Consider the following 10,377-nt stretch of genomic DNA (forward strand, 5'->3'; position numbering starts at 1 on the left):
CGTCACACCTTCGCAACTCACGCTCTGGCGTCGGGCGTGGATGTGAAAACCCTGTCTGGTATCCTGGGCCACACCAGAGCGGCGTTCACCTTGGACACCTATACCCACACCACCGGCGATATGCAGAGGCGAGCCTCGGAAGTAGTAGGAGATTTCTTGACAGACATTTTCGGAGAGGAGCTGAGACCGTGGGAAGAAAGCGCAAAAGTGGCGAGGGTACAGTCCGGCTGAGAAAAGACGGACGTTGGGAGGGCCGAGTAGTCATCGGCTATGATGACAAAGGTCTGCCCAGGACGAAGAACGTGCTGGCCAAAACCAAGGCAGACTGCGTAGCGAAACTGGAGTCGCTGAAAGAGTCCGTGGCTCCCGCAACTGCTGTCAAGATCAGAGCGGATATACCTTTCGGTGAGTGGATGACATTCTGGTATGAGACCTACTGTAAACCCGCCGTCCGGCCAAACACGCGGACTGGCTATCAAAATAATATCCGCCTGTACATCCGTCCAAGGCTCGGCGGCATTCCGCTCAACAAGCTGACCACAAACGACCTTCAACAGTTCATAAACTGGATGAGGCAGGATGGCCGGAGCGAATACCGAGAGTCTCGAGGCGATGGACTCTCCGCCAATACGATACGGCACTGCTGTGGTCTGTGCCGCAGGGCTCTGGAGAAAGCCGTTATCGAAAAATTGATCGTGCGAAACCCAGCGGAAGAATGTAAACTCCCACCGGCCAGACGAATGGAGATGCGGCTGCTCAGCCGGGAGGAACTGCAGAAGCTGCTGATCCAGGCCCAGGCCGAGGGATACTATGAGGTATTCCTGCTGGAACTGACCACTGGACTCCGAGTAGGAGAACTGATGGCCCTCCAGTGGGATGACCTGAACCTCAACACCGGCGAGCTGAGGATTGAGCGGCAGGTCTATCAAATTAAAGGCGAGCTGCTGATACAGCCGCCAAAGAATAAAGCGTCCATCCGGACAGTGATCCTGCCGCCCGCAGTGGTCACTGAACTGAAAAAATATAAGCAGACGGTTTTCTCCCGGTGGATGTTCCCCTCCCCGAAGAAAGAAGACGCTCCGATAGCCCCCTCAGTCGTCAGCCACCGGCTGGCCAAAATCCTGAAGCACGCTGGATGTAAAAAGGTACGCTTTCACGACCTGCGGCACGTTTTCGCTACCAATGCTCTGGAACATGGGATGGATGTGAAGACCCTGTCCACCGTCATCGGCCACGTCTCCAGTGCCACCACACTGAATGTCTACGCCCACGTCACCGATGATATGCAGAGGCAAGCCGCCGTCAGGATCGACCGGGGCATCGGCAAGGCGAAAACAGCGGAATCCACACCACCGGCAGAACCCTCAACTGCGATGACCAATTTTCGGCCTACCAGGGAACGAAAGCGCCGGTGGGGAACCGGGTCTCTCAGTAGAAATCAAAACGGTCAATGGATTGGACGCTATAAAATCACATGGCCAGATGGAAGATTGGAAACACGAAGGGTTCATGCCGATACTGAGGAGGAATGCGAAAGGCTGCTGGCAATCATGATTGCCGAGATGCGAGCGGAGGTAGCCGCTGAAAAGGAGCGGCTGAGGGCAGAGAGCAAGGCTGGTTGACGGACCCGCCCCACCGGGGATGACCCGGTAGGGCGGTTTTCTCTGTCTGTGGGCAAACATGTGGTCAGAGGGTAACCATCCATAATGGACAGGTGAAAAGAGTTGCAAAAATAACGGGTTTCGGGGAGTTATCGGAGGCTTTCACAGGTATAAATCTGCTAATTTCTATGAGACACTACTTGCGCTGATACATACAAAGAAAAAAGTCAAGCCGCTACGAAAAGCACACAACAATGCCCTTGTGGTCAGACAGCAGCTTATCCTGATTCCATTCTGCGATCTGAATGCCGCTGTTGGAGATAAAGCGTTTCGAGACAGCGATGTGGTCGATGCACTTTGCCTCATTTTTTGTAAGCAACTCGATGTCGTAATCGGAAAAGGTGCGGAGCAAAGTCTCTCTGCCCGGCTTCGTAAAATAGTAACCGTCGGAAAAGCTACAGTTGAAGTCGCCGCAAATACACAGGGGTATCCCACTGTCGGAGAGCCGCTTGATATCGTCGAGCTGTTGGACCAAGGACTGCTGAAACGAAGGGTGTCTGTTTCCATAAATGCCGATGATGGTTCCATAGACCAGCATATAGCCTTTGTCTGTCTCCAACTCAACACACAGTGCGGTATACTCGTCGCAGGTCTTATGCTGTCGGATACAAGGGTAATTTGTGTAGATGGATACTCTGTTCTCGGTGGGGTTATAGAATACAGGCTGAAGATCTGTCAGCGGCGGCGTGTGGAAGCTGTACGGATAATCCAGGCTCACACGATGGTCTGTCTCGGTAAGCACGAGGATATCCGCCTGAGTCTGCTCACAGGCAAGCAGAATCTGCTCCAGGAATTTTTTGTGCCTCAGCCGTTCGATGTTCCAAGTGGCAATCCTCAAGTTGCATCTCCTCCCGTGTCCAGTTGAACGATGCGGTTCGTCTGCTAATATTTTATACAATTCCAAATGGATAATCAAGGCCGACCATATCGTCGGATGCAAAGAGCACACCCCAACAGCCATGGGAAACTTTATAGTATTCCCGATTCCCAAAATTTTTATACGCACCCTCTTGACAAAAGCTGCCTGATCGAGTATCCTATACACAGAACATATATTCGAGTATAACAACTGAACAAACTGCCTCGCTCTACTTCCGACTTACATATCCGAGGCTGTGCAAGACCTTGCGGTACGATATTCTGTACCGCTGGTTGTTTTGCCAGCAGGGATGTGTAGGTTTTTTATTTTCTCCGGTATGGCAAGGACAGCGTGAATGGCTATCACACTCTATCCTGTGCTCCAACGCAGAGAGAAAAAATCATCACAACTGATAAGGAGAGCAAGTACAGTATGAAAGAGTCTATCTACAAGACCTATGACGAGCTACCGCTGTTCCTGAACGCGGAGACAGTAGCAAGGGTGCTGGGTGTCTCGCCATCCAGCGGGTACGAGCTGATGCACGAACAGGACTTCCCGGCACTGCGCATCGGCAGCCGCATCGTGATCCCCAAGGAGGCGTTCATCCGTTGGGTGGAAGAGCACACAGGAGGTACGGCGTGAAGAAATACGATCTCTATTCCAGGCGCGACCCAGCCAAGAATTTTTCTCCTCTGCCCAATGAGGTGTTCTATCTGGACCTGTCCTACGGCGCCATCGCAATCTACGGTTACCTGATGCACATCGAGGACAGGAAGACCTTCCAGTCCTACGCCGGCTACAACACCATCGGCAGAGCGGTGAAGATGAGCGCCAACACCGTGCGAAAGTACGTGCTGGAGCTGGAGGACAAGCACCTTATCCGCACGGAGTCCACCACCGTCGTCACGAGGGACGGGCGCAAGCGCAACGGTACACTGCGCTACCACATCCGCCCCATCCGTGAAGCGGTGGATCACTACCACGAGCGGCAGCTCTGTCAGCTGGAGCTGGACACAGAACGACAGAAAGCACAGGCCCGATTGTCGCTGCTGTGTGCGGCGCAGGAGCCGCTCCCGACCACAGAGCGGCCCGCGACACCCCCAACAGCAGAGCGCGGTGTGTCGAGGCTGTGTGGCCCGGTGTGCAAAGTGGGTGGCCTCAGCGATTTTCAAAACGGTCAGGTGAACCGGGGGGTCGAAAAAAGTGCAGGATAAAGGCGTGGCGCCTTACGCCGCCACGCCGGGTCACACCGGCCCGCAATGCGGGCCGGGAGGCGGGAAAAACCGAGGTTTAAAGCCGTTTGCAGTACCTTTTACGAGGGACTGTGCAAAGTGGAGAATGGCATTACTTTTCCCGGTATGGCGCTGGATTTGGCATTAGATACAGGCAAAGGCTTACAGCCGCAAGGGAAATCCAGGCATTACAGGTGGCAAATGCCCCGAAAAATACGATTTTGGAGGATAACATCATGGCAGAAGAAAAAGTGAGATTTCAGATGAGGATCGATCCGGATACCGACAGGAAGATCAAAGCGGCAATGCCGCTGGCGAATTGCCGAAGTCAAAACGAGTTCGTGGAAACGGCTCTGCGGTTCTACTGCGACTACCTGACAGCGGGAGACTGCACAGCTGTAGCGCCTATGTACCTGTCCGCTATTCGCGGTACGGTGCAGGATTCGGAAAACCGCGTCTGTCGTCTGCTCTTCAAGCTGGCGGTGGAGCAGGACATGGTGATGAATGTGCTGGCGGCGGGGATGGAGATTCCCGATGAACAGCTCAAGGCGCTCCGGGGACGGTGCGTCCAGAACGTGAAGAAGACAGGCGGCAGCGTCACGCTGGACGATGCCGTCCGCTATCAGAACGGCGGACTGTGAAAAAAGTAGTAGCTATATTCCGCAAAGTGTGGTATGTGTTGGTGTTGCAAAATCCGAATGAGAGGAGATGAGGTACATGGCAAAGCGCAGACCGTCCGGCGACGGCATGGTGCGCAAGCGGGAGGACGGACACTGGGAGGGCCGCATCGTGGTGGGGCACAAGGAGAACGGCGAATCCATCTTCCGCTACGTCTCCGCCAAAAGTCAGAAGGCACTGATGAAAAAACTGCACCAGAGCATCGAGGAGTACCGGGACGTCGATCTCAGCGAGGACAGCCGGATGCTGCTGGGTGAGTGGCTGGACCGCTGGCTGGAGGAGTACGTCTCGCCCACGGTACGTGAGTCCACGCTGAAGGGCTACCGCCAGTACATCGAGTGCTACATCAAGCCCCGCCTGGGGGACAGGCCGGTGTGCAAGGTCACCACCGCCGACGTGCAGGCTCTGTACCGGGAGGTGCAGAAGAACGGGCGCAAAACCGAACACCCCGAGTACGGGTATGCGCTCTCCGGCTCCACCATCCGCAGCCTCCACGGTGTGTTCCATCAGGCCATGGACGCGGCGGTGCGGGAGCGGCTCACGGCAAGGAATCCCACAGAGGGCGTTACGCTCCCCAAAAAGAAAGCCTCCGCCAAGCAGATTCTCAACGACGAGCAGCTGGAGCGGTTCATGGAGGAGATTAAAAAGGACCCGGTCTGGCACGATTTCTTCTACACCGAGCTGACCACCGGGATGCGACGGGGTGAGAGCTGCGGTCTGATGTGGTCCGACTTCGACGGGAAGAAGGGGACGCTGACGGTGCGCCGGACGCTCCACCAGCGCAAGGGCGGCGGACTGAGCACCGGCGAGACCAAAACGGGAAAGGGCCGGCGCACCATCACCCTGCCGCCCAGCACGGCTCAGCTGCTGCGGGAACGGAGGAAAGTCTCCTGCTCCCAGTGGATCTTCCCCAACCCTCTCCGCCCGGAGGACCCGGTCAATCCCGGCAGGGCCTACAGCCGCCTGAAGGCTCTGCTGAAAAGTGCCGGCCTGCTCAGCATCCGGTTTCACGACCTGCGGCACACCTTCGCCACTCATGCCCTGACCAGCGGCGTGGATGCCAAGACCCTCTCCGGCATCCTGGGCCACACCAAGGCGTCCTTCACTCTGGACACCTACACCCACGTCACCGGGGATATGCACCGCCGGGCGGCGGAGATCGTGGGCGGATTTATGAACGACATCATGGCGAGGGGGTGAGAGTATGGCAAAGAAGAGAAAGAAGGGCGAGGGCACCATCCGCCTGCGGAAGGACGGACGGTGGGAGGGTCGGGTGGTCGTCGGCTATGATGATAGCGGCAATCCCAAGACGAAAAATGTGCTGGCCAAGAGCAAGAAGGAGTGCGCCGAGAAGCTGGAACAGCTGAAAGCGGCCCAGGGCGGCTCCGGGCCGGTGAAGGTCAGGGCGGAGATGCGGTTCGGGGACTGGCTGGACTTCTGGTATCAGAACTATTCCAAGCCAGCTCTGCGGCACACCACCCAGCTGAGTTATGAGAACTGGATCTACCTCCACGCCATTCCGGGAGTGGGGGAAATCCCGCTGAACAAGCTGTCCCAGTCCGACCTCCAGCAGTTCTTCACCGAGATGAAAAAGGGCGGGCGGCTCAACAATGTGGAGCGCCACGGCGCGGGGATGGCGGACCGTTCGGTGCGCAGCTGTCATGCGGTGTGTCAGATGGCGCTGGATCGGGCAGTAAAGGAGGGGCTCATCCGAACCAACCCGGCCATCGGCTGTAAGCTGCCGCCCCTGCGGGAGAAGGAAATGAAAATTCTTACCAAGGAAGAGATCCAGAGGTTCCTAATTCAGGCCAAGACGGAGGGGATGTACGAGCTGTTCCTCCTGGAGCTGACTACGGGGATGCGCCGGGGCGAGCTGCTGGCCCTCCAATGGTCTGACCTGGATTTCAAGACAGGGCGGCTCCGTATCAGCAGGCAGGTGTACTCGGTCAACGGAAAACTGGAAGTCAATGAGCCCAAGACAAAGGCCGCCGTCCGCACCATCATCCTGCCTCCCGCCATGGTGGAGTTGCTGGCAGAGTACAAGTCGCAGATCTTCTCGGAGTGGATGTTCCCCTCACGCGTCAAGCCGGAGCAGCCCATAGACCCCGGTTATGTCCGAAAGCGTCTGCAAGTCATTCTGGAGCGGGCGGGGTGCAAAAGGGTAAGGTTCCACGACCTCCGTCACACCTTCGCCACCATGTCCCTGGAGAACGGCATGGACGTGAAGACGTTGTCCACTATCATCGGCCACGTCTCGTCGGCCACCACACTGAACATCTACACCCACATCACCGACGAGATGCAGAAAAACGCGGCCCGGAACATCGACCAGGGCATCGCCGGGGCGGAGGTGGAGGAAGAACTGGAACGTGTGGAAGTAGCCCCGCCTGTGACCTTCACGCCGTACCGCCCCCCGCACCGCAGACCGGGGACAGGGTGCATCAGCCAGATCAATGACCATCTGTTTGAGGGGCGCTACTCACCCAAATGGATCGACGGCAAAAAACACGCCCGCAATATCTATGCCCACACCCGTGAAGAGTGCGAGGAAAAGCTGGCGGCGCTAATTGTCCAGATGAAGCGCGAGCTTGCGGAACTGAAAGCGGCACAGGCGGCAGAGATGCCCTCCGGACATTGAGTCGCCATATCCAAAGATAGGACAGCGGATTGAGGTGATTCGCTGTCCTCTGCTGGAATGGAAACAATTTGTGCAGATAGTGTCTGCACAAATTCTGTGCCCTTGATAAATGAGCGATGCTGTGATATTCTTGGACTGCTGGTACAGATTTGATGGGGGTGAGATTTTGCAGGAACAACGATTTACAAAACGGGATTGGACCCTTTTCCGCAGTAAAATTGGTGATTGGCAGGAAGCCCATATGGATCGCCTATGCAAGGAATACGTAGAGCTGCTACGTAGCGATGGTGATCCGTCAGAAAAATTCTGGAAATTGGATAAGCGGATAAAGAGCGATAAGAGAAATCCAGGCGTCCAGTTACAGATGACCCGAACAAACCTTATCTATAACATCGTCTCGCTCATCAATCATGATGTAATTAGCATTAAAGACCTCGAAGATTTCAGCGATGAGCTGAAAGAAACTGTAAGAGTTTTCCTTGAGAGGCAGAGCAGGAACGATTCGGATGAAGAGTAGTTCCATGTGGGCATAGCCACAAAACTAAATTCTCTGGCTGTCATAAGCAAGGGAGGTGTTCTAATGGGCAGCATTTACCAAAGAGCGCAGCAGGAGCAAGCGAGGGAGTTTCGACAGGAAATTCTGAACAAGCTGGAGGGTCTGCCCGCTGACACTCCAGACTGGAGAGAGGCATTAAAAAACGCTATCGACGACATTATCCAAGCTGAGGAGCAATCGGCAGTTGAGGAGCAGCCGGCAATAGAAAAAGAGCCTTGGGATTTCTCATACGAAAAATCCCAGTCCGCATTTGTGTGCGGCGACGGGATCGTCATCCGTCCAATTATGCCAGGGGATCAGGAATTCTATCGCAGTGTGAGAATGCAGTATTCGCTTATATACAGATCAGCGTACTACGCTGCGGAGGACAAGAAGGAAAGTCTATTTTTGAATGAGGCCCTTTCCTCAGAGGTGTTTTACTGTGTCATCTGTGATTCAAAGGAAAACCAGCCCGTTGGCTATCTTGGAATAAAAGACACAAGCGCCGATTTGTGGGAAATTGCGATAGAGCTGGATGCAAAGCACACCCGGCGAGGGCTTGGGCCGCAGAGCATTTGCCTATACCTGAACGAGATTCAGCGCCTTACAGGCAAAGGTGAATTTAGGGCGAGGGTAGAGGTGGACAATCTTCCTTCTCAAAAGTGCTTTGAGCGTCTGGGCGCGGAGCTAATCGGTCTGTGCGACAGTGTAGTACTGAAGACAGATGATGAAAAAAAGCGGTTCGAGGAGAAAAATCTCAGCCTTATAGACAAGCATATGATGGGGCTTGCGGAGCGCCTTGGGGTTGAGCCAAGAAAGCTGCTGAGCCACGTGCTTGACTATCAGTTGAAGTGTCCCCTGCAGGCTGGCGGAGGGAAAGCCCAACACAATCATTAGCCAACGTCAAGTTGCCTCTAATGGCTGACGTTTCAGGTCCAGTAATTTTTTATCGTGACGTTTGATATAGGAAAATATGTCGGCCAGCGAGAGGAAGAGCCGGGGCTGTCGGTGATAGAGCAGGGGATTGTCGGGTGTTGTGGTCAGGTTGATATGGTCCACAACAATGGGATTGCAGTTCAAATGAATCCGCCACCGCCCGAGTGGGGTACGGATGGTAAAATAGCCTGCTTCTCTGCTGTATGTAAACTGGTTTTCTTCACATAGAGCAACCAAATCCTGAACGGATTCGTCCTGCCGTTTTTGACTGGTAATGGGGATGGAGTAGATCATATCCTGTTTTTTCGTGGGCTTACATAGCTTGCACGGCGTGTAGCCTGCGCGGCTCGCATCGCTGAACCGGGAGAAGCCCTTCAGGTTGGACAGCCCTTTCAGCTTGCGGCAGTCCCGCCGGTGAAAGGTCTGATACCCGGCAGCGGCCCAGAAGGCGTAACCCGGCTGGGTGAGGGTGAACAGATCCGCCCGCTCCTGGTCGGTCATGGCGTCCAATTGGGCGTTTCTGCGCTCCTCCTGGGACTGCTTCAAACGCTGGATGGCCCGCTGTTCCGGATTGGGCAGATTTTTCTGGAATGGTCTGCGGGATGGCTTGACGGGTGCATATATCTTTTCCGGAACTTTTACCGGTTCCAAGGCGGACGGCTTGCAGAGCCTGCAGGGCCGCCGTCCTGTTTTTGTGCAGCCTTCGTAAAAAATGGAACCCATAATACTGTTGGCGGACAAAATACGGGAGCAGTCTCTCCGATGGAACACCGGAGAGGTCTTGACGTAGACAAAATTATACTGGGAGCGGGCGATGGTATTTTGTTTCCGTTTCCGCTTCGCCGAGCGATATTCCTCAGTCAAACGGGGGCAGGGTCGGGCCTTGCCGTTGAAGCACGGCTTAAACGAGGCAAAGCCGGACAAAACCGCGCCATCTGGGATATCGTCGCAGTCCTTCCTGTGGAGAAGCCCGGTAGTGGCGTCCAGCTGATAAGGCATGTCCGCATGGACAGGGTCCTGTCTGGAGCTGTACCGGCCTGTCCGCCGTTTTGCCCGCTTGCCCAGGTTTTCCTGAGGAAAGTCCAGTGCCTGAAGGACAGTCCGTATGGTCAGCACGTCGTGCTCGGAGCAGTGAGCAGGCGCGTGGACAGCCAGTTCCAAGGCCGCGGCGATTTTATAAGGATTTTCCTGCTTAATACCCTTTGACGCCAGGACAGGACTCACATGATCCAGCAAAACCCGGTGGGGTACTGCTGGCGGCGCCTGCAAAACCGGTGTCTGCAAAAGCGGGGTATGAAGCTGTTTGAAGATTTTGGGGGCCTCCTCCGCCCACCAACACAGCACGTCGTCCTTATGGAGCCATACCCGAAAATCCCGTAGCACCTTGGACAGGGCGGGTGCGGATAAAAAGTCCTCCGGCGCTCCGCCGGAAAAGGCCATATGTGTCCAGTCTGGTGTATTTGCACATTCTGTTTTAATCCGGGAAAAGAAGAGGTCCAGCCGCTGCCAGTTTTTATCGACGCGGAGCGCCGCGATTTGCGTAGGGAACATGTTCCTCTGGTCAGTACAAAACCACTCCAGATCCATAAGTACGTACATAGGTGTTCCTCCTCTCTGAACTCTGCCAACAGAATACCAGATGAACTGTACCTTAAACTGTACTTTTCTATGTGCCGCTTCCGATTGGAGCAAAAAAATAAAAGGGAATTTTATCGGACGCCTTCTGCTGTAAACTGTGAGCACAATACAAGATGTCATATCAAAGTGCGAATCAATAGTAGAACTCGAAGAAAAATAAAGACAAATGGTGCAAAAAGGATGAGAATAGATTTGTGAAA

The 10,377-nt window shown here is 54.8% G+C and carries 11 protein-coding genes; 9 read left to right on the forward strand and 2 right to left on the reverse strand.

Annotation, left to right across the window (positions count from 1 at the left end; translation table 11 throughout):
- The coding region (locus D1641_RS17705; RefSeq protein ID WP_160668107.1) for a tyrosine-type recombinase/integrase at positions 1-231 on the forward strand (231 nt) is incomplete at its 5' end.
- Positions 189-1,622 carry a site-specific integrase gene (locus tag D1641_RS17710; protein WP_160668109.1) on the forward strand — a complete coding sequence of 478 codons (1,434 nt, stop codon included), beginning with the start codon at positions 189-191 and terminating at the stop codon, positions 1,620-1,622. The genes D1641_RS17705 and D1641_RS17710, both read left to right, overlap by 43 nt.
- Positions 1,623-1,836: 214 nt before the next feature.
- On the opposite strand, the gene D1641_RS17715 is transcribed toward D1641_RS17710, so the two are convergent.
- On the reverse strand, positions 1,837-2,499 hold the full coding sequence (locus D1641_RS17715) for an endonuclease/exonuclease/phosphatase family protein (protein ID WP_160668111.1): 663 nt from the start codon (positions 2,497-2,499) through the stop codon (positions 1,837-1,839).
- A 453-nt stretch (positions 2,500-2,952) separates the two neighbouring features.
- Here D1641_RS17715 and D1641_RS17720 point away from each other — a divergent pair, with 453 nt between their 5' ends.
- From D1641_RS17720 to D1641_RS17750, 7 genes are all read left to right on the forward strand, one after another.
- On the forward strand, positions 2,953-3,162 hold the full coding sequence (locus tag D1641_RS17720) for a helix-turn-helix domain-containing protein (RefSeq protein WP_160668113.1): 210 nt from the start codon (positions 2,953-2,955) through the stop codon (positions 3,160-3,162).
- Positions 3,159-3,734: a helix-turn-helix domain-containing protein gene (locus tag D1641_RS17725; protein WP_160668115.1), complete on the forward strand. Its 576-nt coding sequence runs from the start codon at positions 3,159-3,161 to the stop codon at positions 3,732-3,734. The genes D1641_RS17720 and D1641_RS17725 overlap by 4 nt, the downstream gene beginning before the upstream one ends.
- 254 nt (positions 3,735-3,988) lie before the next feature.
- On the forward strand, positions 3,989-4,393 hold the full coding sequence (locus D1641_RS17730) for a hypothetical protein (RefSeq protein ID WP_160668118.1): 405 nt from the start codon (positions 3,989-3,991) through the stop codon (positions 4,391-4,393).
- Positions 4,394-4,469: 76 nt separating this feature from the next.
- A complete protein-coding gene (locus tag D1641_RS17735) occupies positions 4,470-5,630 on the forward strand; it encodes a site-specific integrase (protein WP_160668120.1) in 1,161 nt (386 codons plus the stop codon).
- A 4-nt stretch (positions 5,631-5,634) separates the two neighbouring features.
- Positions 5,635-7,068 (forward strand): site-specific integrase, encoded by a 1,434-nt coding sequence (locus tag D1641_RS17740; protein WP_160668122.1) that lies wholly within the window; start codon positions 5,635-5,637, stop codon positions 7,066-7,068.
- Between the two features lie 166 nt (positions 7,069-7,234).
- Entirely contained in the window at positions 7,235-7,585 is a 351-nt protein-coding gene (locus D1641_RS17745; RefSeq protein WP_160668124.1) for a hypothetical protein, read from the forward strand.
- 63 nt (positions 7,586-7,648) lie between these two features.
- Positions 7,649-8,500 (forward strand): GNAT family protein, encoded by an 852-nt coding sequence (locus D1641_RS17750; protein WP_160668126.1) that lies wholly within the window; start codon positions 7,649-7,651, stop codon positions 8,498-8,500.
- Between the two features lie 6 nt (positions 8,501-8,506).
- On the opposite strand, the gene D1641_RS17755 is transcribed toward D1641_RS17750, so the two are convergent.
- Positions 8,507-10,138 carry an exonuclease domain-containing protein gene (locus D1641_RS17755; protein ID WP_160668128.1) on the reverse strand — a complete coding sequence of 544 codons (1,632 nt, stop codon included), beginning with the start codon at positions 10,136-10,138 and terminating at the stop codon, positions 8,507-8,509.
- Between the last annotated feature and the right edge of the window lie 239 nt (positions 10,139-10,377).

Origin of the sequence: Colidextribacter sp. OB.20 (assembly GCF_009911595.1) — a bacterium.
In the GTDB taxonomy this organism is placed as follows: domain Bacteria; phylum Bacillota; class Clostridia; order Oscillospirales; family Oscillospiraceae; genus Lawsonibacter.

Coding starts and splice junctions, on each gene's coding strand:
- D1641_RS17740 (WP_160668122.1), top strand. CDS start 5,635: ATGGCAAAGAAGAGAAAGAAGGGCGAGGGCACCATCCGCCTGCGGAAG.
- D1641_RS17735 (WP_160668120.1), top strand. CDS start 4,470: ATGGCAAAGCGCAGACCGTCCGGCGACGGCATGGTGCGCAAGCGGGAG.
- D1641_RS17755 (WP_160668128.1), bottom strand. CDS start 10,138: ATGTACGTACTTATGGATCTGGAGTGGTTTTGTACTGACCAGAGGAAC.
- D1641_RS17730 (WP_160668118.1), top strand. CDS start 3,989: ATGGCAGAAGAAAAAGTGAGATTTCAGATGAGGATCGATCCGGATACC.
- D1641_RS17720 (WP_160668113.1), top strand. CDS start 2,953: ATGAAAGAGTCTATCTACAAGACCTATGACGAGCTACCGCTGTTCCTG.
- D1641_RS17750 (WP_160668126.1), top strand. CDS start 7,649: ATGGGCAGCATTTACCAAAGAGCGCAGCAGGAGCAAGCGAGGGAGTTT.